General features: G+C 68.5%; 24 protein-coding genes. 9 read left to right on the top strand and 15 right to left on the bottom strand.

Annotated elements, in window-relative coordinates; translation table 11 throughout:
- Nucleotides 1–198: 198 nt before the first annotated feature.
- From ACWEWT_RS32620 to sigJ, 3 genes are all read left to right on the top strand, one after another.
- Nucleotides 199–804, top strand: a complete 606-nt coding sequence (locus tag ACWEWT_RS32620; protein ID WP_452564719.1) for a TetR/AcrR family transcriptional regulator — start codon at nt 199–201, stop codon at nt 802–804.
- An 11-nt stretch (nt 805–815) separates the two neighbouring features.
- Complete coding sequence (gene nadE, locus ACWEWT_RS32615) at nt 816–1,640, top strand: ammonia-dependent NAD(+) synthetase (protein WP_452564694.1); 825 nt, start codon at nt 816–818, stop codon at nt 1,638–1,640.
- A gap of 277 nt (nt 1,641–1,917) precedes the next feature.
- A complete protein-coding gene (gene sigJ, locus ACWEWT_RS32610) occupies nt 1,918–2,859 on the top strand; it encodes an RNA polymerase sigma factor SigJ (RefSeq protein ID WP_452564693.1) in 942 nt (313 codons plus the stop codon).
- Nucleotides 2,860–2,878: 19 nt separating this feature from the next.
- Here sigJ and ACWEWT_RS32605 read toward each other — a convergent pair whose 3' ends face one another.
- From ACWEWT_RS32605 to moaA, 4 genes are all read right to left on the bottom strand, one after another.
- Nucleotides 2,879–4,168, bottom strand: coding sequence for an RNA polymerase sigma factor (locus ACWEWT_RS32605; RefSeq protein ID WP_452564692.1), 1,290 nt, complete (start codon nt 4,166–4,168; stop codon nt 2,879–2,881).
- Complete coding sequence (locus tag ACWEWT_RS32600; RefSeq protein ID WP_452564691.1) at nt 4,165–4,881, bottom strand: YciI family protein; 717 nt, start codon at nt 4,879–4,881, stop codon at nt 4,165–4,167. The genes ACWEWT_RS32605 and ACWEWT_RS32600 overlap by 4 nt, the downstream gene beginning before the upstream one ends.
- A 117-nt stretch (nt 4,882–4,998) precedes the next feature.
- Nucleotides 4,999–5,241 (bottom strand): MoaD/ThiS family protein, encoded by a 243-nt coding sequence (locus ACWEWT_RS32595; RefSeq protein WP_452564690.1) that lies wholly within the window; start codon nt 5,239–5,241, stop codon nt 4,999–5,001.
- Nucleotides 5,234–6,292 (bottom strand): GTP 3',8-cyclase MoaA, encoded by a 1,059-nt coding sequence (gene moaA, locus ACWEWT_RS32590; protein WP_452564689.1) that lies wholly within the window; start codon nt 6,290–6,292, stop codon nt 5,234–5,236. Before moaA ends, ACWEWT_RS32595 begins: the two co-directional genes overlap by 8 nt.
- A gap of 136 nt (nt 6,293–6,428) precedes the next feature.
- Here moaA and ACWEWT_RS32585 point away from each other — a divergent pair, with 136 nt between their 5' ends.
- The 3 genes from ACWEWT_RS32585 to ACWEWT_RS32575 are packed head-to-tail and all read left to right on the top strand — an operon-like array spanning nt 6,429 to nt 9,194.
- A complete protein-coding gene (locus tag ACWEWT_RS32585) occupies nt 6,429–7,652 on the top strand; it encodes a molybdopterin molybdotransferase MoeA (RefSeq protein WP_452564688.1) in 1,224 nt (407 codons plus the stop codon).
- The gene (moaCB, locus tag ACWEWT_RS32580; RefSeq protein WP_452564687.1) at nt 7,649–8,734 is read left to right on the top strand and encodes a bifunctional molybdenum cofactor biosynthesis protein MoaC/MoaB; all 1,086 of its coding nucleotides are present in this window, start codon (nt 7,649–7,651) and stop codon (nt 8,732–8,734) included. The genes ACWEWT_RS32585 and moaCB overlap by 4 nt, the downstream gene beginning before the upstream one ends.
- Nucleotides 8,727–9,194: a molybdenum cofactor biosynthesis protein MoaE gene (locus tag ACWEWT_RS32575; RefSeq protein ID WP_452564686.1), complete on the top strand. Its 468-nt coding sequence runs from the start codon at nt 8,727–8,729 to the stop codon at nt 9,192–9,194. The genes moaCB and ACWEWT_RS32575 overlap by 8 nt, the downstream gene beginning before the upstream one ends.
- Here ACWEWT_RS32575 and ACWEWT_RS32570 read toward each other — a convergent pair.
- The gene (locus ACWEWT_RS32570; protein WP_452564685.1) at nt 9,146–10,249 is read right to left on the bottom strand and encodes a CobW family GTP-binding protein; all 1,104 of its coding nucleotides are present in this window, start codon (nt 10,247–10,249) and stop codon (nt 9,146–9,148) included. The genes ACWEWT_RS32575 and ACWEWT_RS32570 overlap by 49 nt on opposite strands.
- Before the next feature lie 350 nt (nt 10,250–10,599).
- Here ACWEWT_RS32570 and ACWEWT_RS32565 point away from each other — a divergent pair, with 350 nt between their 5' ends.
- The gene (locus tag ACWEWT_RS32565) at nt 10,600–10,968 is read left to right on the top strand and encodes a hypothetical protein (protein ID WP_452564684.1); all 369 of its coding nucleotides are present in this window, start codon (nt 10,600–10,602) and stop codon (nt 10,966–10,968) included.
- Nucleotides 10,969–11,046: 78 nt separating this feature from the next.
- On the opposite strand, the gene ACWEWT_RS32560 is transcribed toward ACWEWT_RS32565, so the two are convergent.
- From ACWEWT_RS32560 to ACWEWT_RS32535, 6 genes are all read right to left on the bottom strand, one after another.
- Nucleotides 11,047–11,508 (bottom strand): PaaI family thioesterase, encoded by a 462-nt coding sequence (locus ACWEWT_RS32560; RefSeq protein WP_452564683.1) that lies wholly within the window; start codon nt 11,506–11,508, stop codon nt 11,047–11,049.
- Nucleotides 11,509–11,533: 25 nt separating this feature from the next.
- Complete coding sequence (locus tag ACWEWT_RS32555; RefSeq protein ID WP_452564682.1) at nt 11,534–12,934, bottom strand: MFS transporter; 1,401 nt, start codon at nt 12,932–12,934, stop codon at nt 11,534–11,536.
- 214 nt (nt 12,935–13,148) lie between these two features.
- The gene (locus ACWEWT_RS32550) at nt 13,149–14,936 is read right to left on the bottom strand and encodes a GMC family oxidoreductase N-terminal domain-containing protein (RefSeq protein ID WP_452564681.1); all 1,788 of its coding nucleotides are present in this window, start codon (nt 14,934–14,936) and stop codon (nt 13,149–13,151) included.
- A 99-nt stretch (nt 14,937–15,035) separates the two neighbouring features.
- On the bottom strand, nt 15,036–16,691 hold the full coding sequence (locus ACWEWT_RS32545; protein WP_452564680.1) for an alkaline phosphatase D family protein: 1,656 nt from the start codon (nt 16,689–16,691) through the stop codon (nt 15,036–15,038).
- A gap of 81 nt (nt 16,692–16,772) precedes the next feature.
- Nucleotides 16,773–17,507 carry an LppU/SCO3897 family protein gene (locus ACWEWT_RS32540; protein ID WP_452564679.1) on the bottom strand — a complete coding sequence of 245 codons (735 nt, stop codon included), beginning with the start codon at nt 17,505–17,507 and terminating at the stop codon, nt 16,773–16,775.
- Nucleotides 17,504–18,112, bottom strand: coding sequence for a hypothetical protein (locus tag ACWEWT_RS32535; protein ID WP_452564678.1), 609 nt, complete (start codon nt 18,110–18,112; stop codon nt 17,504–17,506). Before ACWEWT_RS32535 ends, ACWEWT_RS32540 begins: the two co-directional genes overlap by 4 nt.
- Nucleotides 18,113–18,595: 483 nt before the next feature.
- On the opposite strand from ACWEWT_RS32535, the gene ACWEWT_RS32530 reads away from it, so the two are divergent.
- Both ACWEWT_RS32530 and ACWEWT_RS32525 read left to right on the top strand, forming a co-directional pair.
- Nucleotides 18,596–19,006 (top strand): hypothetical protein, encoded by a 411-nt coding sequence (locus tag ACWEWT_RS32530; protein WP_452564677.1) that lies wholly within the window; start codon nt 18,596–18,598, stop codon nt 19,004–19,006.
- A gap of 139 nt (nt 19,007–19,145) precedes the next feature.
- A complete protein-coding gene (locus ACWEWT_RS32525) occupies nt 19,146–20,009 on the top strand; it encodes an SDR family oxidoreductase (protein WP_452564676.1) in 864 nt (287 codons plus the stop codon).
- An 81-nt stretch (nt 20,010–20,090) separates the two neighbouring features.
- Here the strand turns inward: ACWEWT_RS32525 and ACWEWT_RS32520 are convergent, their stop codons facing one another.
- The 4 genes from ACWEWT_RS32520 to ACWEWT_RS32505 form a co-directional block, all read right to left on the bottom strand.
- Nucleotides 20,091–20,903, bottom strand: coding sequence for an SAM-dependent methyltransferase (locus ACWEWT_RS32520; protein ID WP_452564675.1), 813 nt, complete (start codon nt 20,901–20,903; stop codon nt 20,091–20,093).
- Nucleotides 20,904–21,034: 131 nt separating this feature from the next.
- Entirely contained in the window at nt 21,035–21,739 is a 705-nt protein-coding gene (locus ACWEWT_RS32515) for a TetR/AcrR family transcriptional regulator (RefSeq protein ID WP_452564674.1), read from the bottom strand.
- Between the two features lie 94 nt (nt 21,740–21,833).
- Nucleotides 21,834–22,610, bottom strand: coding sequence for a PaaI family thioesterase (locus ACWEWT_RS32510; protein WP_452564673.1), 777 nt, complete (start codon nt 22,608–22,610; stop codon nt 21,834–21,836).
- A 125-nt stretch (nt 22,611–22,735) separates the two neighbouring features.
- On the bottom strand, nt 22,736–23,971 hold the full coding sequence (locus tag ACWEWT_RS32505; protein ID WP_452564718.1) for an acyl-CoA dehydrogenase family protein: 1,236 nt from the start codon (nt 23,969–23,971) through the stop codon (nt 22,736–22,738).
- Nucleotides 23,972–24,186 lie beyond the last annotated feature (215 nt).

Genomic DNA, 24,186 nt, shown 5'->3' with positions numbered 1-24,186 from the left:
CGATCCCACTGCCCAGACTAACCGGACCACGGTCCGCTACATTCCTCCGGAGGGACGCACAGCGCCGTGAACTACGACACACTCAGTCCGGACTCCACCGATTCCGGAAGACCCCCGGCCGGACCACCACAGACCCCCGCATCCGCACCGGCCGCCGCCGCGGCGCCCCTCGCGCTGCGGGTTCTACCGCCGCAGCCGGTGGGACCCGCGCTCCCCGGGACCGCCGAACCCGCCGAACGCGCCGATGCCGCGCGCAACCGGCGCCGATTGCTCGACGCCGCACAGGAACTCGTCCGCGAACACGGAGTCGACGCCCTCACCATGGACGCACTGGCGAAACGGGCCGGCGTCGGCAAGGGCACGGTGTTCCGGCGGTTCGGTAACCGGACCGGCCTGATGTACGCCCTGCTGGACCATTCCGAAACGCTGGCCCAGGAAGCGTTCATCTTCGGACCGCCGCCGCTGGGGCCCGGCGCACCACCGGTGGAGCGACTCGTCGCGTTCGGGCGCGCGCGGCTGCTCGATATCGAAGTGGAGGGCGAACTGCATCGAGCCGCCGAACTCGGTTCATCCGAAGACCATTACGGCAGCCGGCCCTATCTGGTCCTGAAAACCCATGTGACGATGCTGCTGCGCGATGCGGGCGCCGCGGGCGATCCGGCACTGCTGGCCGATACTCTGCTCGCCGCACTCGGCGCCGCACTCGTCCTGCACCAGATCCGCACCCTCGGCTACACCCCCGGGCAGATCGGCGACAACTGGGAAGCCCTTGTTCGTCGCGTAGCCGATCCGGCCGCGCAGTAGAGTGGTCCGGCATGGGAAACCTGCGGGAACAGATCATCTCCGAACTGGGTGTGCTGCCGGACATCGAACCGAAGGAGGAGGTTCGGCGCCGCGTCGATTTCCTGAAGAACTATCTGCGCGCCACACCGGCAAAGGGTTTCGTACTCGGCATCAGCGGCGGCCAGGACAGCGCGCTCGCGGGGCGGCTGTGCCAGCTGGCCGCCGAGGAGTTGCGCGCGGAGGGCCACGAGGCCAGATTCATCGCGGTGCGGCTGCCCTACGGTGTCCAGGCCGATGAAGCCGACGCCCGGGTCTCCATGACCTTCGTCGCGCCCGACGAATCGGTGGTGGTGAACGTTCGGCCCGGTGCGAATGCCGTAGCAGCCGAGGTGGCCTCGGCCCTCAAGGTCGGCAAACTACGAGATTTCGTGCGCGGCAACATCAAGGCTCGCGAACGGATGGTGATCCAGTATGCCCTCGCCGGACAGGAGAATCTGCTGGTGGTCGGCACCGATCACGCGGCCGAGGCGGTGACCGGTTTCTTCACCAAGTTCGGTGACGGCGGTGTGGACGTGACCCCGCTGACCGGTCTGTCCAAACGACAGGGCGCGGCCCTGCTCGAGGAGCTCGGCGCTCCCGCACGACTGTCGTCCAAGGTGCCCACCGCCGATCTGGAGGACGAGCGTCCGGCACTGCCCGACGAGGAAGCACTCGGCCTGCGCTACAGCGAGATCGACGATTACCTCGAGGGCAAGAACGTCACCGACGAGGTGGCGAAGCGGATCGAGACGATCTTCCGCAACACCCGGCACAAGCGGGCCGTCCCGGTCACCCCGCTCGACGACTGGTGGCGCTGAGCGAACCCGGCTCCGAAAGCCGCGCAGCGGCGCCGGGCCACGGCGCACACCGACTCGGCGATCGGATCGGGGCCCGGCCGGGACGGCGAACCGCGGCCGACCGACTGCTCGTCTCCCGAGCGGGTGCGGCCACGCCACAGCCCATACCGATGGGCTGCCGCCTCCCCCCGATGCTCGCACCTCGGAGCGCCCCGAGCGAGCATGTCACCGGTGAATTCCCAGGGTGTGCCGGTCGAGGGGGTGGACGTGCCCGGTATCCGTGACCGACGATATCCGCATGTTGCTCACGCGCGAGGCCGATCTTTTCGAAGGCTCCAGGGCCCGCTTGCAGGCGATCGCCTATCGCCTGCTGGGCTCGGCCGGCGATGCCGAGGACGCGGTGCAGGAGACATACCTGCGCTGGCAAGCCGCCGACCGCGAGCACGTCGAGATTCCCGAGGCGTGGCTGACCAAAGTGCTCACCAATCTCTGCCTCAACCAGCTCACCTCCGCCCGCGCCCGCCGGGAGACCTATGTGGGTCAGTGGCTTCCGGAACCGGTACTGGCCGGCAGCGCGATGCTGGGCCCGGCCGACACTGTGGAGCAGCGGGAATCCGTTTCGATCGCCATGCTCACGCTCATGGAGCGACTCACCGCCAAAGAGCGGGTCGTCTATGTACTGCGTGAGGCCTTCGGCTACCCGCACCACGAGATCGCCGAACTGCTCGACATCACCGATGCCAACTGCCAGCAGATCTACCGCCGTGCCAAACAGCATCTCTCGACCGGCCGTGCGCGCATCGAGGTCGACGAAGCCGCCGCGCGACGGATCGTGGCGGAATTCCTGGCCGCGGCGGTCAGCGGACAGACCGAGACGCTGGTGACACTGCTCACCGACGATGCCTCCATCATCGGCGACGGCGGCGAATTCGTCGCGACGCTGAACCGGCCACTGGTCGGCGCGGAACGCGTCGCGCGGTTCGTGCGACTCGCGATCAAGCCCTCGAACGGCACGTGGGACAAGCTCGGCGGCAAACCCGAGATGTTCGCGGCCGTCGCCAACGGCATGCCCGCGCTGGTGCTGGTGTCCGAGGATCGGGTCGTCGGCATCTTGGTCCTGCATGTCACCGTCGACGGTATCGCCGCCGTGCACGGCCACGCCAACCCCGACAAGCTGGGCTATGCCAGCCGTCAGTGGGCCGGTTACGCACCGGGAGCACCCCTACCCGAATTGTGGTGACCCGTGTCCGCGACAGCCCCTACTGTCGCGGGAGTTCGCCGGATGCGAAGTCCGGGCCCTCGGCGACCTCCATTTCGGCCAGTCTGCGGCGGAGATAGCGGCGGGCGGGGTCGTTACCGGCCGCCGCTATCGCGGCCCGGTACTCGCGCGCCGCATCGGTGCGGCGGCCCGCCCGCCGGTACAGATCGGCGCGGGCAGCCGTGACGAGCTGCCCACCGGCCAGTCGCCGGTCGCCGGCCACCGCGTCCAGTGCCAGCAGGCCCGCTTCCGGGCCGTCGCGCAGGCCCACCGCGATCGCGCGGTTCACCCGTGCGGCCGGCGAGGGCGCGACGGCCAGCAGATCGTCGTAGGCGGCGACGATGGCCGGCCAATCGGTCGCCGCCCAATCCGGTGCCATGGCATGGGCCGCCGCGATCCGGGCCTGCGCCAGATACGGACCGTTCCCGTCCGCGGCGGCGCGGACCAGGTGGTTGCGGCCCTCGCGAATCGCCACCCGGTCCCAACGGTCCCGGTCCTGCTCGGCGAGCGGAACCAGTTCTCCGTCGCCGTTCCGCCGCTGCGCCCGACGGCTGTCGGTCAGCAGCATCAGGGCCAGTAGTGCGTGGCACTCCGACCGGACCGCACGCTCGGCATCCGGGAGCAGTTCGCAGAGCAACTGCCCCACCCGGATCGCCTCATCGCACAGTTCGTCGCGCACTGCGGTGGGCCCGGCGGTCGCGAAATAGCCCTCGGTGAACATCAGGTGCACCACCGCGAGCACGGTCGGCGCCCGTTCGGGCAGCAGCCGGGCAGGCGGGACCCGCAGCGGTATCCGGGCCTGGCGGATCTTGGCCTTGGCCCGGGTGATCCGTTGCGCGACTGTCGCTTCCGGTTGCAGGAACAGTCGGGCGATCTCGGCCGTTCGCAATCCGCAGACGAACCGCAGGGTCAACGCCACCTTGGCCGGCTCCGCGAGCGCGGGATGACAGCAGGTGAAGATCATCAGCAGCCGATCGTCGGGGCAGCCGGTATCCGGATCCGCGGCGGCCGGCTCGGGATCGAACCGTACGGCATCGCGCTCCTTGTCCGACCGCGCCGCTTCGCGGCGCAACCGGTCCAGCGCTCGATTGCGGGCCGTAGTGGTGATCCACGCACCCGGCTTGGCCGGGACACCGTCGCGCGGCCAGGTACGCAGCGCGGCGGTGAATGCTTCCTGCACCGCGTCCTCGGCCAGTTCGATATCACCGGTGAGCCGGGCGACAGTAGCCACGGCGCGGCCGAACTCGGCGCGATACACACCGCCGAGTCCGGCCGCTCCTCCATCGCTCACGCGCTCAGATCGACCACCCGTCGCACCTCGGTGCCGCCCTTCTCACCGATCGGGATGAGTGCGGCGAGTTCGGTGGCCGCGCCGGCATCCGGTGCCGTGAACAGGTACAGCCCCGCGACCACCTCCGCGGACTCGGTGAACGGACCGTCGGTGATCAGCGGCCGCCCACCCGATCCGGAACGGACCGTGGTCGCCGTCGCGGGTGGCTGCAACGCGCCGCTACCGCGGATCGCCGCCCCGGCCCGCGTACCGAACCGTTCGTGCTCGGCCACCCCGGACTCCCATTCCGGGGTGCCCGGTACCACGACCGTATCGGCCTGCTCCCACAGCAGGGCCGTCCACCAGTCGGCCCCCGGTGCGCCGTGCGGCAGCCACTGCACCAGTGGCCGGAGTTCGACCGATCCGCTGGTGGCGGCGGGCAGTCGGCGGGCGAGTTCTATCGCCTGGTCGAGATCGGCCACATCGAATACGTAGAACCCGCCCACGACCTCGGCGTTCTCGGCGAACGGGCCATCGGTGACCAGGGTCGTACCGCCGTCGCGGCGGACGGTGATCGCGGTCTCGGCGGGATAGAGGGCCGCGCCACCGGCGACGACCTCACCCGCCTGCGCATCGAACGCCGCGTACTGCGCGACCTCCGCGTCGAACTCGGCCGTACCCGGCTGCGCGACGTCTTCGTCCGCGCGGCCGGTCAACAGAGCCAGGTAGTGCATACCGTCATCCTTCCTCGTCGGCGAGGGGTCCGATACCCCTCACATCACAACGACGTGCGCGGACGCGGTTTCTCTACAGGATGCGCCGAATTCGGTGAGCGGAAATACCGGAGCGGATCAGCCGCCGGCGAAGGGAGGCATGACATCGACGCGCGGAGTCAGCGGCGCGGCACTGTCCCGGGTCAGTTCGTCCCCCATCAGATAGGCACAGACGGCGAGCATCTTGTCCAGGCCGGGACCGTAGGTTTCGGTCAGCCGGAAACGAAGGTCGGCGATCGTGGCGCCGGCGGGCAGGTCGAGGGTTTCGCTGTCCTTGCCGACCGCATCGGCCACGGCGGCGAAGTAGCGGACCTCAACCACCGATAGCTCCCATCGTGCGTTCCGGAGGGACGAAACCCTCGGCATCGATACCGTGCCCGGCCCATTTCTGCCACATGGCGCCGCGCCACAACTGCGCGAGTTCCTCGTCGCTCGCACCCGCGCGCAGACTCGCCCGCAGATCGAACTCCTGATCACTGAACAGGCAGGAGCGCAGCATACCGTCGGCGGTGAGCCGGGTGCGATCACAGGTATCGCAGAATTTACGGGTCACCGAGGCGATGATCCCGACGGTGGCCGGACCACCGTCGACCAGCCAGCTCTCCGCGGGCGCGGCGGGATCGTCCCGGCCGACGGGAGTGAGCCGGAAGCGGGCGCCGAGCACCTCGAGCAGCTGAGCGGCGGTCACCATGTTCGCCCGGGCCCATTCGTGGTCGGCGTCCAGCGGCATTTCCTCGATGAACCGCAGTTCACAGCCTTGGTCCAGACACCAGCGCAGCAGGTCCGCCGAACCGCGCAGGGTCTGCCGCATGAGTACCGCGTTCACCTTCACCGGCGCCAGCCCGGCCGCGGCGGCGGCGCGGATACCCGACATCGCGGAATCCAGCCGGTCGCGCCGGGTCAGCCGGGCGAAATCCGCGCGGTCCACAGTGTCCAGCGAAATATTGACCCGGCTCAGCCCGGCCGCGGCCAGTCCGGCGGCGCGATGCCGCAGACCTATGCCGTTGGAGGTCATGGCCAGCGGAATCCCGGGCACGGCCGCCTGACAACCGGCCACGATCTCCTCCAGATCGCGCCGCATCAGCGGCTCCCCACCGGTGAACCGCACCTCGCGGATCCCCAGTTCACGGACCGCGAGTGCGACCAGGCGGACGATCTCGGCGGCCGTGAGCAGTTCCGCGGGCGGAATCGCGGGCAGTCCTTCTTCGGGCATGCAGTAGGTACAGCGCAGCGAGCACTTCTCGGTGATGGACACCCGCAGATCCCGCGCGATCCGGCCGAATCGATCCACCAGCAGCGGCGTTTCCGGACGCCCATCGAGAGAAGGACGCCCGGACCGCACAGTGGGGATCCCCATTTCGACCAGCGTCACGCCTCCATTATGTACGCCGGTCCCCCCGCTGTATCGAACCTCGGGGGTATCCGCCGGTCACGGCGGCGCCCGCCCGCGCGTCACGGCGGGTACCGACGGGCGGCGATCGCCCGGTGGGCACTACTAGTCTGGGCCTATGATCTCTCGGCCCGTCAGTCGTCCGGTCCGGTCGGCGGACGACTATCGCGACACCATCGAACAGCTGTTGCGACCGCTGGCCGACCGGCCGGTGGTGGAAGTCCCGGTCGCCGAAGCGCTCGGCCGCCTGCTGGCCGAGGATCAGCACGCGCCGATCGATCTGCCGGTTTTCCGCAATTCCGCCATGGACGGGTACGCCGTGCGATCGGAGGATATCGCGGTCACGCCGGTGACCCTGCCGACAACCGGGGTGATCGCCGCGGGTGATCCCGGTCGCGAGGCCTTGGCACCCGGTACCGCCCGCAAGGTGATGACGGGTGCGCCGCTACCGGCCGGCGCCGACTGTGTGGTCCCGGTGGAGGACACCACCGCCGGGACGAGCTCGGTGCAGATCACGCGTGGCCGCTCGGCCGGTGAATTCGTCCGGGAACCGGGTAGCGATATCCGGGCCGGTGCCGGACTGGTCGCCGCCGCGACCGAGCTCGCGCCGCGCCATATCGCGGCGCTCGCCGCGGCCGGGGTGGGCCGGATCCCGGTGTTCACACCGGTGCGCGCGGTGGTGATCAGCACCGGCAGCGAACTGGTCGCCGCCGGCACCGCGTTGCGGCCGGGGCAGATCTACAACTCCAACGGGATCGCGCTGGCCGCGGCACTCACCGCGAACGGTGTCGACGTCGCCGGCGTCGAGCACAGCGGTGACGAGCCCGAGGAGTTCCGGCAGCTGCTGCGGGCGGCGACCGCCGCCGCCGATCTGGTGATCACCACCGGTGGGGTGTCCAAGGGTGATTTCGAGGTCGTGCGGGAGGTGCTGATCCCGCTCGGCGGCGAATTCGGTTCGGTGGCCATGCAACCGGGCGGTCCCCAGGGACTCACCGTCGTCGACGGAGTACCGGTGCTCAGTTTCCCCGGTAATCCGGTGAGCGCGGTGGTGTCGTTCGAGGTGCTGGCGCGGCCCATCCTGCGTCATCTCTCCGGGCTCGGTCCGGTGCCCGAGTACGAACTGCCGCTTCTGGGCGCGGTACGCCGGTCGCCGGAGGGGCGCCGTCAGTTCCTGCGCGGCCGGCTGGTGTGGAACGGTGCGCGGCCGCACGCCGTGGAGGTGGTGTCGGGTCCCGGTTCCCATCTCGTCGCGAGTATGGCGGCAGCCGATGTCCTGATCGATATTCCGGCGGCGGTCACCGAATTGCCGCCCGGTGCGACTGTGCGAGTGTGGACGCTATGAGCGAGTTGTCGCATGTGGACGCCGAAGGCCGCGCCCGCATGGTGGATGTGAGTGCCAAAGCCGATACCGCGCGGGTCGCTGTCGCGGGCGGAGCACTGCAGACCACCCCCGAGGTGGTGGCGCTGGTACGGGCCGACGATATGCCGAAGGCCGATGTACTCGCCACCGCCCGGCTCGCCGGAATCGCGGGAGCCAAGAAGACCTCCGAACTGATTCCGCTGTGCCATCAGCTCGCCCTGTCCTCGGTGAAGGTCGAATTCGGTTTCACCGATACCGCCGTCACCATCGAGGCCACGGCGAAGACGACCGGCCCCACCGGTGTGGAGATGGAAGCGCTCACCGCGGTGGCCGTGGCCGGACTGACACTGCACGACATGGTGAAAGCGGTCGATCCGGCAGCGGAGTTGACCGGGGTCCGCCTGCTCAGTAAAGAGGGCGGCAAACGCGGCCACTGGACCCGCCCGGAGCGGATCGCCGGCACCGGGACCACGGCACATCCGGAGCCGCGTGCCGAACCCGCGGCGCACGCGAACACCCTCCGCGACGAGGCGGCCGGAAGCGCGGTGGTGGTCGTGGCCTCCACCGGTGCGGCGGCCGGAACCCGGACCGACACGACCGGACCTCGTCTGGTGTCGTGGCTGCGCGATCTCGGATACACCGTGCGCGGGCCGCTCGTCTACGCCGACGCCGATATCGCCGACGGCCTGGCCGACGCCTTGCACACCGGCCCGGATCTGGTGGTGACCACCGGCGGCACCGGTGCCTCCCCGACCGACCGCACTCCGGAGGCGACCGCCGCCGTCCTGGACCGGGAACTCCCCGGGGTGGCCGAGGCCGTCCGGCAGCGCGGAACCGCGAAATTCCCGCTGGCCGCGCTCAGTCGTGGAATCGCCGGACTGGCCGGCCGTTCGGTGGTGGTGAACCTGCCCGGTTCCCAGGGCGGGGTGAAAGACGGTATCGCGGTGCTGGAACCGCTGCTGGCGCATCTGCTCGCCCAGGTGGCGGGCGGCGGCGCGCACGAGAACGACCGTGCGGGACATCCGCCGGGCGAGAATTTCGGAAACGAGAGCGCACATGCCTGACCTCACCCCCGGGCCTCCCGGCGAATTCGCCACCGCGGCGGCCGGTGTCCGGCTCGCCGAGATCAGCGAACAGCCCTTGGACCCCGCCGTGGTCGATACCGCCGTCCGCGGCGCGCACTACGGGGCCGTGGTGCTGTTCACCGGCGTGGTCCGCGATCACGACGGCGGGCAGGCGGTTTCGGCGCTCGAGTACTCCGCGCATCCGGAGGCGATACGTTTCCTGCGCGAATGTTGCGCCTCGGTCGCCGAATCCAGCGGTCTGCCGGTGGCGGCCGTACACCGGATCGGGAACCTGGTCGTAGGTGATCTGGCGATCGTGACAGCGGTGGCCGCGCCCCATCGCGGCGCGGCCTTCGAGGCGTGCTCGACGCTGGTCGACCGGATCAAGCACGAGGTACCGATCTGGAAACGTCAGCTGTTCACCGACGGACTCTCCGAATGGGTCAACGCCTGCGGCTGATAGTCCTCGGCGGTCCCCCCGCCGAGATCGGGAACGTAGCGCCAGACTGCGAGCATCTCCTGATCCCCCAGGGCCTCGGGGCCGGGGTGCACGGTGTCGCGTAACCGGTCCAGTACCGCTCCGGTGTCCAGGCCGGTCCCGATGAGTACCAGTTCTGTCCCTTCGCCCCGGGAACGGGGCGCCGGTTCCAGTGTGATCGCACGGCCGACCAGATGCAGGAGGAACCGGCCGTGTCCGGGCGCGGCGAAGGTGACGAAACCCTTGGCGCGGAACAGTCCGGCGGGCGGATCTTCCAGGAAGTCGATCAGGCGGCGTGGATGCAGGGCGGCGGCCTCGGTGAACGCCACGGTCGCATAGTCGTCGTGCAGATGCCGGTGGCCGGCTCCGGCGTGCTCGTCGTGACAGTGCTCGTCGAGCAGTTCGTCGAAACTGAGCTGTTCACCGATCCGCGGTTCGCCACGACGGCGCGGATCGAACAGCAGACCGGGATCGATGCGCCCGCGAGTGGTCGCGTACACCGGTACGCCCCCGGTCAGTTCCGTGATCTCCGCCCGCAATTGCGTCAGTTGTCCGGCACCCACCCGGTCGGCTTTGTTCACCACCACCAGATCCGCCAGCCGCAGATGACTCGCCAGTTCCGGATGCCGCTCTCTACTGCCCGCGAACTCCCCCGCGTCGACCACTTCGAGCAGCCCGCCGTAGCGGATCCGGGAATTCTCGCTGCCCACCACCATCCGCACCAGATTCCGCGGTTCGGCCAGCCCACTGGCCTCCACCACGATCACATCGATCCCGGCGCGGGGTTCGGTGAGCCGGGTGAACAAATCGTCGAGTTCGGAGACATCCACCGCACAGCACACACATCCGTTGCCCAGGGACACCATGGCGTCGACCTGTCCGGCCACCAGCATGGCGTCGATGTTCACGGCCCCGAAATCGTTGACCACCACACCGATCCGGGTGCCCCGGTTGTTGCGCAGCAGGTCGTTGAGCAGGGTGGTCTTTCCGGCGCCGAGAAATCCGGCCACGATCACCACGGGTATGCGCTCAGCCACCGCGCAATGATACGGGCGGCGCGGCGGGCGACCTCGCTGGGACGCGGGGGTTCCGGCACCGGATCGGACGCCGTCCCGCTCGTGGATCGCGCCGGCGTACGCGGGCCACGGAGTTCTCGATACCGGGATGAGCGCAGAGGCCGTGCCGATCGGACCGCATCCAACCGAATTGGATATGTTTCAGAAAATGCGCCGCCGGGGCGGTTCGGATCGATAGCCCGGCATTTCCCGTGCGTTCTCCGGAAATATCGCGATTCTCCGAAATCGCCAGCGCCACTCTGGTAAACGTGCCGGGGAGATTGCGGGGGATCTCGTTGTATCGAGAACAAAGAAATACCGAGGAGAATCGAATGCGTGCAGGCACGTTCCTGATCGCCGGTGCGGTGCTGTCGGCGGCGACCGTGCTGGGCAGCGGTATCGCGGCGGCAGAGCCCGCGGATTCCATACCGCACGACGGCGTCTACCGGGTCGGGGTGGATATCCGGCCCGGCACCTGGGAATCGCCCGGACCCACGGATCCCACCAGGAGCTGTGACTGGCGGCGACTCCGGCTGATCGAGGGCGACAACACGAATATGAGCTACATCATCGAGAACAACTACACGAAACTCGGCCCGATCCGCGTCACCGTCAAACCCACCGACGCGGGGTTCAAGACCGAGAACTGCGGCCCCTGGCGGATGGTGCCACCGACACCGACCGGTTCGGCCGGGCTCTGACTCGGACACACCACGGCCCGGCCTTCCCGCTTCCGGGGAGACCGGGCCGATCGTGGCGCGGACCGGATCCGCGACCGGTCACCGGTGGGCGCGGAGCTGATACAGCCCTTCGGTCTCGGCGACCACCACGCCGTCGATATCACTGAGCACCGCGCGCAGTGTGAAATCCGCCTTACCGTTCGCCGCCGCCTCCGCCGCGATCCGCTCGATCTCGGCCTCGTCCAGCGTGGCCTGGGCGCGTACCGCCGTGGTCGCCGGCTTCCGGAACACGATCCGCAGATCCTTCACCAGCGGATAGAAGCGCGCCGTATCGAAACTCGCCACGGCGATGGCACCGCCGAGGATCTCCCCGACGGTGAACAGCACCCCGGCGTACATGACCCCGAAATGATTGCCGTTGCCCTCGACCGGCACGGTGGCCGCGGCATACCCGCGCCGCACCTCCTCGGCGCACACACCCATCCGGTGCGCCACCGGAATGGTCTGTTCCAGCGCCGAGTTCACGACCTCGGCGATGGGCGGGTTGCGGACATCACTCATAACAGGGGCGGCCCTTCCGTACGGTTCACGCGACGGGATGTTTCTCGGTGCTCGGCGGTTCGGGTTCGGACTCGGCGTCGGGTACCTCGGTACCGCGCAGCGATGTCCCCGCGGTCTCCCGCAGGAAGTACCAGGCCACCAGGCCGATCAATGCGGCACCGGTCATATAGATGGCCGGGAAGAGGGTCCAGTTCGTCCCCTCGATCACCGCCTCGTTCACCAGCGGAGCGGTACCACCGAACGCGGCCGTGGACACGTTGTAGGCCAGTGCGAACCCGGCGTAGCGGACGTGGGTCGGGAAGATGGCGGGGAAGGTCGCGCTGATGGTGGACAACTGCGGGACATAGAGCAGGCCCAGCACCACGAAGCCCACGATGGCCCAGCCGGTACCCATACCCATCAGCCAGTACATCGGCACCGACAGCACCGCCAGCCCGACCAGCGAGAACAGCCACAGCGGACGCCGCCCGGTCCGGTCGGACAACCGGCCGAAGAACGGTACGCAGGCCATCATGATCACCTGCCCGATCAGCATCATGGCAGTAGTGGTCGACTCGCCCAGCCCGATCGTCTTCTGCAGGTAGGTGGGCTGGTAGGTGAGCAGCGTGTAGTTCGCCACGTTCAGCGCGATGACCAGGCCGCCCAGCACCAGCAGCTCACGCCGGTATTCGGTGATCAGCACCCGGAGCCCACCCTTCGGGTGCTCCTGTTCGTTCACCTCGGTGAAAACCGGCGATTCGTCGAGCTTCGTACGCAGGTACCAGCCGATGGCACCCAGCGGGACGGCGATCAGGAAGGGGATCCGCCAGCCCCAGTCGTGCATGGCGTCCGAGCCGAGGATCAACTGGCACAGCAGCACCACGGCCGAACCGCCGACGAAACCGCCGAGCGTGCCGAACTCCAGGAAGCTACCGAAGAAGCCACGTTTCTTGTCGGTGGCGCATTCGGCGAGATAGGTCGCCGCCCCGCCGTATTCACCGCCGGTCGAGAAACCCTGCACCACGCGGAGCAGGATCAGCAGGATGGGGGCGAGCACGCCGACCTGGCTGTGTGTCGGCAGTACGCCGATCAGGCCGGTGGCGGCCGCCATGAGCAGGATGGTGGTGGCCAGTACCACCTTGCGGCCCACCCGGTCGCCCAGCGGGCCCCAGACCATACCGCCCACCGGCCGCAGGACGAAGGAGATGGCGAAGCCGAGCATGGTGCCCAGCGTGCCGAGTTCCCCCGGGAAGAAGGCATCGGTCAGGTAGGTGGCCGTTGCGGCGTAGACACCGTAATCGAACCATTCGGTGGCGTTACCCATTGCCGAGGCCGCCACCGACCTCTTGAGTTGCGGTGCTTCGACCTGTTGTGGTTCCGGCTGTTGCTGGTCCGTCACGGTCAGTCCTCTCCGGCGCGTGCGTCCGTGTCGGCCCGGCCGACCCATGACGTCGCGCTCGCCGCCGACCGGGTTCCGGCGAGTATCGACCTCAATCCGTTACCCGGGAATTTGCCCAGATAAACGCGGCCACCTCCGGACCGGGGTCGCCGGGCACCTCTCATCAGCTACTGACCAGCGTATGTGAAGGCGGTCACACCTGCGGCGAAACGGCTCGGCCGGGTGCGCGCGACACCCGGCCGGAACCGGCGATTGCGACCGCTCAGCGCGGCTCCTCGCCGCCGACGACGGCAGGATCGGGCCGGTGGTTCACCTCGATCAGCGGGAGCCGCAGCGCGGCGGGGGCGGACTCCGGGACCACCGGAGCCACCGGAGCCACCGGAGCCACCCGCCGATAGGCGGACCCGAGCGGCGGCCGCGGATCGGCCGCACCCTTGTTCGGCCACATCGCGACCGCCCGCTCGGACTGCGCGGTGATGGTGAGCGACGGGTTGACGCCCAGGTTGGCCGAGATGGTCGAACCGTCGATCACATGCAGACCCGGATAACCGTAGAGCCGCTGATAGGGATCCACGACACCGGTCTCGGCGCTTTCACCGATCACGCAGCCGCCGATGAAATGGCCGGTCATCGGGATATTGAACACGCTGCTGGTGGCGCCACCGGCGATACCGTCGATCTTGTCGGCGACCCGGCGTCCCACCTCGTGGCCGGCCGGGATCCAGGTCGGGTTGGGCGCGCCCTCCCCCTGCCGGGTCGTCATCTTGCGGCCGAACACCCCGCGCTTGGTGTAGGTGGTGATCGAATTGTCCACCGACTGCATCACCAGCAGGCCGATCATCTGTTCCGACCAGCCCCGGGGGTTGTGCAGATGCGGCAGGTCGCGGCGGTTGCGCCAGATCTCGCGTAGCCACAGCCGGCGCTTGGACACCCCGGGTTCCTCGTCGACCATGACGCTGCCCATCAGCGAGATCACATTGCTGCCCTTGCCGTAGCGCACCGGCTCGATATGGGTGTCGTGGTCGGGGTGGATGGACGAGGTGATGGCCACGCCCTTGGTGAAATCGCTGGTCTTGTCCCGGCTGCGGATCGCGAGCAGCTCCTCCGAGTTGGTCCGGGACAGGTATCCCAGACGGCCGGAGATATCGGGCAGCGAGCCGGAATCACGCAGCTTGTGCAGCAGCCGCTGGGTCCCCAGGGAGGCAGCGGAGAAGATCACCTGTTCCGCGGTGAACACGGCGCGCTTCTTGCGTACCCAGCGCCCGGTCGTCACCGTCCGCACCTCGTACCCGCCGCCGGGCAGCGGTTTCACATCGGTGACCGTACGCAGAGCGTGCACCGTCGCCCCGGCCTGCTCGGCCAGGTAGAGGTAGTTCTTGACCAGGGTGTTCTTGGCGTTGTGCCGGCAGCCGGTCATACATTCACCGCAGTGGGTGCAGGTGCGGCGCGCGGGTCCGGCACCGCCGAAGTACGGATCGGGCACATCCTCACCGGGCCGGCTTCCCGGGCCGCCGAAGAAGACTCCGACCGGTGTCCGCTGATAGGAATCGGCGACTCCCAGTTCCTCCGCGACCTCCAGGAAGACCCGGTCGGTCGGCGTGGTCGCCGGATTGGTGGCCACGCCCAGCATGCGTTTGGCCTGGTCGTAGTACGGCGTGAGTTCGTCTTTCCAGTCCGTGATCCCCGCCCACTGGCCGTCGCGGAAGAATTTCTCCGGCGGCTCGTAGAGGGTGTTCGCATAGACCAGGGAGCCGCCGCCCACGCCCGACCCGGCCATGATGAGGGTGTTCTTCAGCAGCGCGAGCCGCTGGATCCCGAAGCAGCCGAGATACGGCGCCCACAGGTACTGCCTGGCGCGCCAGGACGTTTTCGCGAATTCGTCGTCGGCGAAGCGCCGACCTGCTTCGAGGACACCGACCCGGTATCCCTTCTCGGTCAACCGCAGGGCGCTCACGCTGCCCCCGAATCCGGAGCCGATGACGAGTACGTCGTAGTCGAAGGTCTGGCCGGGCCCGGCGGCGGCGCCGGTGCTCGTTGCGGAACTGGACATCTTTCCGAGGCTATGGCCTGGATCACCCATCCGGGAACATACCCGCGGACACGAAATCGGCACTTTCGGCCAACCTGGCCGGGAACGGGTCGCGCCGGTTCATCCGCCCGCGCCCGCCACCGGATCCCGAACGCGATCCGTATCCGCCGGATCGGTGCCCGGCCCGGGATCCCAGGCCGCCTGCGCACCGGGCCGGCCGTGCTCCACCACATAGGCGGCCCGGGTGCTGATCGGCGCGCCGGGCCGGCCGACGAAAGGCACCACCCGATAATCGCTGCGCCACAGCCGCTCGTCGATCTCGACCCGGACATAGCCCCGTTGCCCGTTGAAGAACTTCATATCCGGGTTGGCGGCCAGCAACGTCCGGCCCCGCGCCGGTAGATCCGCGCCGTCCCGTCCGGTCGTGATCGAGGTCCCGGTGAACTCGGTGGCCACCACCGGAGATTCCGGCTCGCGATAGTTCCCGCGCAGATCGACCACATAGTTCTCGTGCCGGTCACCGGTGAGCACCACCAGATTTCCGCGGCCGCGCGCGGCGGCCGCGGCGAGCACCGCGTCACGGTCGGCGACGTACCCGTCCCAGGCGTCGGTACCCACGGCGACCGCGGGCCCGGGGTCGTAGTCGGACTGCGCCATGGCGACCTGATTGCCCAGGATCTGCCACCGGGCCCGGGACCGCGTGAGCCCGTCGATCAACCAGTCACGCTGCGGCGCACCCAGAATCGTACGGTCGGCGGCGAACCGGTCCGGGCAGTCGACCACCAGGTTTCCGCCGTCACCGCATACCAGCGACGATCGGTACTGCCGAGTGTCGAGCATGGTGAGATCGGCGAGACCGCCGAAGGAATAGCGGCGGTGCATCCGGACGTGGGGTCCCGCGGGGAGCTGATCGATCCGCAGCGGCAGATGTTCGTACATGGCCCGGAAAGCGGCGGCCCGGCGCCGCCGGAACAGTGCGGGCAGCAGATGGATGTCGATTCCGGTGCCGGGATCGAAACCGGCCCAGTTGTTGTCGATCTCGTGGTCGTCGAAGGTGCAGATCCAGGGGAACGCGGCATGGGCCGCCTGTAATTCGGGTTCGGCCTTGTACTGCGCGTACCGCAGCCGGTACCCGGTGAGATCGGTCGCCTCGGCGCGCAGTGTCGCGGGGATCGATACACCCGCACGGCCGCGCGCCCATTCCTTCTCGTAGATGTAATCACCCAGGTGGACGACGAAATCCAGGTCTTCGTCGCACAGATGCCGGTAGGCGGTGTAGTAGCCGGAACTCCAGTGCTGGCAGGAGGCGAAAGCGAAGCGCAACCGCCGCACCGGCGCGGCCGCGGCGGGCGCGGTGCGGGTACGGCCCACCGGGGAGATCGCGCCGCCGGCGCGAAAACGGTAGTAGTACCAGCGATCCGGTGCCAGACCCCGGACCTCGGGATGCACACTGTGCGCGAGTTCCCGGGTGGCCACCGCGCTACCGCGTGCCGCGACCCGGCGGAAATTCTCGTCCTCGGCGACCTCGTACTCGACCGTGACCGGGGCCCGGGCGGTACCACCGAGTGAATCCGGGGCGAAGGGGTCCGGAGCCAGCCGGGTCCACAGCACCACACCGTCGGGCAGTGGATCCCCGGATGCCACACCGAGCGTGAAGGGGTCCCCCAGCCGACGCGGCGCCCGGTACGGCGCACTGCTCGCGAGCCCGGCCCCGGCCAGCAGCGCGGCCGCACCGGCGGTGCCCGCCTGCAGTAACCGACGTCGGGACAGAGTCATGCGTCAGCTTAACCCGGGCGATTTGCCCGGTTCGCCGCGGTCCGGCCGCCCGGTTCGGTCACCGGGCGGCCGGACCCCGGTCTAGCGATCGCCGATACAGACCACGAACCGGCGTTCGTCGTAGACGAAACCGCGGTCGGCCGACGGACAGGCGTTCACATCCACGGTTTCCGGCAGGATGCTGATCACCTGCACCCCGCCCGGGCCGCATTCCGTGCGTTGCGGCTGGTCACTCGAAACATCCACACAACTGCCGACCACCCAGTCGATATCGAGGCACATGGTCGTCTCGCCGATGGTGTGACTGGAGTCGGCATCCGCGGGGCAGGCAGTCCCCGCCGGTCCGGTACTGGCGACCTTGTAGCGGGATTCCGCACTACCACAGGACGCCTTGACGACATCCTTCTCACCTACCGCGCTCAGACATTCACCGGCGGCCACTTCGACCTTCGGCGGAGCCTGTTTGGCCTCTTTGTTGGCCGAACCCGCGGTACCGACCGCGGAGGCGGTGACACTGGGCGGAGCGGGCGGGGTGCTCGTCGGCACCAGCACCGACGGCGGCGCCACGGGCGCCGGCGAGGTCGTGGCGACCCCGGGAGAAGCCGTCGTCTCGACGGCGGGCGGGGCGGCGAGATCGTCGGTCTTCTCGTCACTTCCCGCGGTGGCCAGCAATGCGGCCACCCCGATCCCGAGCACGATCGAGGTCACCACGGCCGCGATGGCGATCGCGGCCGCGGTGGCGCCTACCCGCGCGCGTTTGTCCTGCTGCGAGAGCGGCGCCCGACCGCCGTCCTCGTCGGGAGCCGGTTCGGTCACGGTTCGCCGCGCAGAACGGCCATCACGGAGTCGAGGAACGGTTGCCCGCCGGTGATGTAGCCGCCGGCCACCGCGCCCACGACCAGACCGATCGGACCGGTGATGATGCTGAGGAAGCCGAGGCCGACGAATGCGCCGAGCAGACCGCCCAGCACCGCGCCCACCGCGACACCGACGACGTTCTCCTGCAGTTCGGTGGTGAGCCGGGCCATCGAGCTGACCGGACGCATCTCACCGATGTTCTCGGCGGTGACCGTCGGGGTCAGTTCGAGAGTCGTCCCGTCGGCACTGATCTCGTGGGCCACGGCCATCTCGCTGCCGGAGATCTCGTACTGCAGCGGCACTTCGGCGACCACGGCGCCGCTGACGGCCTTGAGGACAGCCTTGGCGCCGTCCGGGGACAGTTCGAACCGCCCGTCCTGGACCTCGGTGGTGATCGTCTGGGTCTTCTGGTCGACGCTGGTCTCGTAAGCGACGCCCTGGTCGACGCCCTCGCTCTTGATCTCCGGAGCCGGAGCGGCGGGTTCGGCGTGCACCACGCCGGCGGAAATCCCTACAGCAGCAACGGACAGGAGTGCGGTTGCGGCGAAAGTGCCGAACTTCATTACGTTCAATTCCTTCTCACGTGAACCGACCCTGGGCCGGGCGGCTGCGATTTCACTTCGCGCACAGGACCATACCGATAATTCGAGTTGGCTTGCATATCAGGAATTAAACGGATAATTCATCATTTAAATTGCTGTTCAATAACTCCGTCGTCCGGCGAGAATTCCGGGATACGCGTCCGGTGCAACGGTTATAGGGCCCTGCGATATCACCGTGACGCCACCATCGGAACCGGCAGCATTCCCCTGGCAATCGTTTTGTGCCCATAACTTTTACGCACCGTTATTCACCGATCGGCACTCAGGTGTTACACACCCACCGGAATGTGCCAGTCCCGGGTGGAGGGGCCGACGCCCGTCCGGACCCGGCAACCGGGACTACTTCGTGACCCTCGGTGACGGTTCCCCGCGACCCCGGAGTGCTGGACTACCACCAGGACTTTCCACCGGGTACCCACCGTCGATACGACCGGAGTACAAGCCATGACGACCACCGCACACCTGCGTATCGCGATCACCGCCGGAGCCGTCACCGCCGCTGTCGCGTTCGGGCCGGTGCCCGGCGCCTCGGCCGCTGTATCGAATGTGAGCGTCTCCGGCGGATTCGGCCTCGGTTTCGTCCAGTACGGGACGAGCTGTACCTACACCGTCACCGTGCTGGGCGACGGTGTGAACGCACTGGAGGACCGGGTGAACGGGCAACCCGGCGGCGGGACCTTCGGCCCGATCGAGCAGGTGGCACCCGGAAAATTCACCGCCGACTGGGCACCGGCGGTCGCCGGCCGCCATGTGGTGTCGGCCGACGGAGTGGCCACCGAGGTGTACGTGCAGAAGGGTTACGACTTCGGCATCATCTGTTTCACGCTGCCGGAGTATCTGCGCCTGCCGGACTGACGAGTCGTCGCACGCACCACAGCCGGTCGGGATCGCGGCCGCCGCCGTGTCCGTCAGAGCGCTTGACAGACTCCGTACTTTTGACAGACTCCGACGAAAATGGCCGGGGGCGATCCCGGGCCGGACGAAGGGATTTCGGATGGGTGTCTACGCGGTCACGGGTGCGGCGTCGGGGATGGGCAGAGCGGTCGCCGACAAACTGACCGCCGCGGGCCACCGGGTGATCGGGGTGGATATCCAGGAGACCGATATCGTCGCCGACCTGGCTACCTCCGCAGGACGGCGGGCGGCGATCGACGGCGTCCTGACCGCCGCGGACGGCCGGCTCGACGGTGCCGTGCTCGCCGCGGGCCTGGGGCCGGCACCCGATCCCGCGCGGCTGCCGGTGATCGCGGCTGTGAACTATCTCGGCACAGTCGAACTACTGGAGGGCTGGCGGCCCGCGCTCGCGGCGAGCGGGGCCGCGCGGGTAGTCGCCTTCGGCAGCAATTCCGCCACCACTGTGCCCGCGGTACCCCGCCGGGCGATCGCGGCCTTCCTGGCCGGCGATACCGAGCGCGCCGTCCGGTCGGTGCGGATCTTCGGCAAACAGGCGGGCCCGTTCGTGTACGCGGCGTCCAAGATCGCGGTCAGCCGCTGGGTGCGACGGCATGCCGTCCGGCCGGAATGGGCCGGGGAAGGTATCCGGCTCAACGTCATCGCCCCCGGCGCGATCCTCACCCCGCTGCTCGAGCGCCAGCTCGAATCGCCGGTCGAGGCCAAGGCGATCAATGCTTTCCCGGTACCGACCGGCGGATTCGGCAAACCGGAGCATATCGCCGACTGGGTGTACATGATGCTTTCACCCTCGGCCGAATTTCTCTGTGGCAGTGTAATTTTCGTAGATGGCGGGACAGACGCGTACTTCCGTCCCGACGATTGGCCGCGTGCGGTCCCGCTGCGCCGGGTCGCCGGTTATCTGCGCAAGTTCCGTGGTTTCTCCGCGACCCGGCGAACGGAGTAACCACGGAACTCACCCGCGGTGGGGTACGCGCGATGCGGAGCGGACGTGTGCCCTGCCACCGGCCGCCCGCACAGGTCCCGGCTACCGCTTGCGCGCGACCGCACCCCAGCAGTTCACCTGTGTATCCAGCCAATCCGGCGACTCCCCCGCGGGGCGCCATTGATTGGCGACGACGACACCGGGTTCCAGCAACTCCAATCCGTCGAAGAACCGGGCGAACTCCTCGCGGGTGCGGGACCGGGCGAAAACGCCGCTCTGCCGGTACACCTCGAGCGCGCTCGCCATGGTCACCGGGTCGAGATCGATGGTGATATGCGACGCCACCAGGAACGAACCGGGCGCGAGTGCGTCCACCAGCGTGGCCACCACCCCGTAGGGGTCCTGTTCGGCGGTCAGGAAGTGCAGCACGGCGACCAGGCTCAGCGCCACCGGTTCGGCCAGATCGAGCGTTTCGCTCAGCTGTGGTGCCGACAGGATGGCGCCGGGGTCGGTGAGATCGGCGTCGATATAGGTCGTACGTCCCGTCGCGGTGCCGACCAGCAGCGCACGGGCATGGGCCAGCACGATCGGGTCGTTGTCCACATAAGCCACCCGCGCCGTCGGCTCCGCGGCCTGCGCCACCTGGTGCAGATTCGGCTCGGTGGGGATCCCGGTGCCGATATCGAGGAACTGGGTGACCCCCAGCGCGGTGATCTCGTTGACCGCGCGGTGCATGAAATTCCGGTTCTGCCGGGCGGCGACCCGAACGGTCGGGAACGCCGCGATCACCTTCTCGGCGGCATCCCGGTCGACCGGGTAGTGATCTTTACCACCCAGCACGTAATCGTAGATTCGGGCGCTGCTCGGCGCCGTCTGATCCACTTGCGGCGCCGACTTGCGGCCGGGTTCGGTCATGCTCTGTCCTATCGGTTCCGGGTCGCTGCGCAGAAATATCGCAGACCATGCCAATGATGCGTGCTCACAACGACATCGGCCAGCCCCTGCGCCACCCGGGCGACCACCCCGGCGCGACGATCAGCCGCGGGTCACCGGACCTCGTCCGCGGTCGCGGGCAACTGCAGGGCGTTGCACCAGATCCAGTCGAGAGTGTCGAGCAGGGTGTCGAATTCGATCCGCTCGCCCTCCACGTACACCAGGTAGGCCATCTTGCTCACCATGCTCGACAGCGCCAGCGCCGTCACCCGCGCGTCCAGCCGTGCTGTGACCAGACCGCGGTCCTGCAGACCCCGGATCAGCGCGGCATTGCGATCGATGAACGCCGAGGCCCGTTCGGCACGCAGCGCCGCGAACTTCGGATCGATCCGGGAGACTTGCTCGAGGACCGCCATCAACCGGGCATTGCGCCGATAGGACTTCAGATACTCCCGATTCGCCGCGGCGATCCAGTCGCGCGGGTCGTCGCTACCGGCGCGGGCCCGGATATGCGGGTGCAGCATCTCTTCCCGCACCGCCGCGACGACCTCGGCGAAAATCTCTTCCTTGCTGTCGAAGTGGGTGTAGAACGACCCCGATGCCACCCCCGCGGCCCGGGTGATATCGCTGATCCGCGCATCCACGAATCCGTCGGTTTCGAAGACCTCACGGGCCGCGGCGATCAGAGCGGCGCGGGTACGGATACCACGCCGGCTCTTCGGGGCCGGCCGGGAGGAACCGCCGGCCGGCGCGGAGTCCGGCGGCGCGCCCGCTGCCGTCGGCCTGTCCGGAGAAAGCCTGTCTTCCTGGACGTTCACCGCTCTGCTCACTGTCGTCGAAGGTTGTCCGGGACGCGGTGGCCGGTGACAGCGGGTCCGCGACCACCCACCCGGGCCGGACTGCCGGAGCCACTCATACGGGGAACAGGCGCCCCGTCGCCAACGTGGTGATCCGATCCTGATTACCGGAATCACGCAGTACCGCCCGGCCGATATCGCCGCGCAACGTGGCGTCGGCGAGCACGGGCCCGACCCGGGCGGGTTGCAGATAGCGCAGACCGAGGCTGCTCAGCGTGGCCCCGGGAGCCAGGGACAACACCGCCTCTTCGGCCGCGAGAGCGATCAGGCCGCCGTTGACGGTGCGTGAGGCGTTCAGGCCGTCGTCGGTGCGCGGCAGTTCCGCGATACCCGGCGCGCGGCGTACACACCCGGCGCGTTCGGCGAGCGGTACCTCGAGCAACCGGTCCGAGACCGGCATATCGATACTCATCTTCGCGGGCAACCGCAGCTCCTCGTTAGGCGACACCATGAACGACCCGCCGCCGAACGCGAACGGTTCACCGTCGACGGTCCACTCGACCTCCGCGACGAATACCGACCGCCCCGCCTTGATCTTGCGCCCGACCGCTCTGATCTCGCCGGATCCGGGGGCCGGCCGGTACAGGTGCACATCGAGCTCCAGGGTCACCGGTACCCGGGGTCCCAGCGTGAGTGCGGCCAGCAACCCGGTCACCGTATCGGTCCAGGTGGCCAGGACCGAGGTACGCAGCCGCTCGGTACCGGGTACGTGCATCTGCGGGGTGATCGTCGCCGACCCGTGCAGTTCGTCACCGGCCAGCGTGGTCGCGAAGCCGAGCTCCAGCAGGATATGGCGCCGCCGACGCGGCGCGGTTCCGGTCTCGACCGTCATGGATTGCCTCCTCGTGCCCGTCCGGACCGCGCCGGCTGAACTCACCGGGCGCCGGCCGGACATATCCAACGTATCCGGCGGCGGCCGGGAACGCCCGGGCTACGTCCACGAGCCCGGGCAGGCGATCAACGGTCGCCCGCGGCTTCGGCAGCCGCGCGGGCCCTGCCGAGCTCGGCCCGGGCGATGGTGAGTTTGTGCACCTCGTCGGGACCGTCGGCGATTCGCAGGGTACGCAGATGGGCGTACATGCTCGCGAGCGGGAAATCCTCGGTCACCCCGGCCGCGCCGTACACCTGGATGGCCCGGTCGACGATCCGCAATGCCATCACCGGCGCGGCGATCTTGATGGCGGCGATCTCGGTACGCGCCTCCTTGTTCCCGACCGTATCCATCATCCAGGCGGTTTTCAGCGTGAGCAGCCGCGCCTGTTCGATATCGATCCGGGCCTCGGCGATCCAGTCCCGGATATTGGCCCGCTCACTGACCTTGCGCCCGAACGTGGTCCGGGAATCGGCCCGAGCGCACATGAGTTCCAGCGCGCGCTCGGCCATCCCGATCGCCCGCATGGCGTGATGGATACGACCGGGACCCAGCCGCGCCTGGCTGATCGCGAACCCCTCCCCCTCCCCCTTCAGCACATCGGTGGCCGGCACCCGCACATCGGTGAACTCGATCTCGGCATGGCCTTCCCGGTCGACATAGCCGAATACCGGGAGATTGCGCACCACGGTGACGCCCGGCGCATCGATCGGGACCACCATCATCGACTGCTGCCGGTGCTTCGGCGCGTCGGGATCGGTTTTGCCCATCACGATGAGCACCCGGCAATGAGCGTGCATGGCGTTGGAGGCGAACCATTTACGACCGTTGAGCACATAGTCGTCGCCGTCGCGCTCCATCCGCATCTCCACATTGGTGGCATCGGAACTGGCGACCCCCGGTTCGGTCATCGCGAACGCGGACCGGATGGTGCCGTCGAGCAGCGGTTCCAGCCAGCGCTGTTTGTGCTCCTCGGTACCGAAGAGGGTGAGGACCTCCATATTGCCGGTATCGGGTGCCGAGCAGTTACAGGCCTCGGGAGCCAATGCCGGACTACGGCCCATGATCTCGGCCAGCGGCGCGTACTCCAGATTGGTCAGGCCCGGCCCCCACTCCGGGTGCGGATGGAACAGATTCCACAGGCCGCGCCGTTTCGCCTCCGACTTGAGGTCCTCGAGGATCTGCGGATGATGATGCGGATCGCCGGCCGCGGCCATCTGCTCGGCATACACGGGCTCGGCCGGATATACGCATTCGTCCATGAACGCGAGCAGCGTGCGCCGATACTCCCGGGCACGCTCGGTCGAGGTGAACAGCTCCACGAGTACTCCGATCTTCGGGGCGCGACTCGACACGCCACGGCCGTCGATGCACCCGACCGTAAACGAACTTGAATCCGGATTCAAGTACATGGCTGTGTCTATTGGCGCCGCCTTCGGCGTCGCGGGGTGGGGCCCTATTAACCCCGGTTCTTCACTCCTGCGCTCAGTCGCTGCGCTCCTTCGCTTCGTCGCTCCAGAACCGGGGCGGGCCCCAC

The sequence above is a fragment of the Nocardia sp. NPDC003963 genome (genome assembly GCF_053605105.1).
The sequence above is the reverse complement of the archived record's forward strand: the minus strand, read 5'-3'. Positions and strand labels throughout refer to the sequence as shown.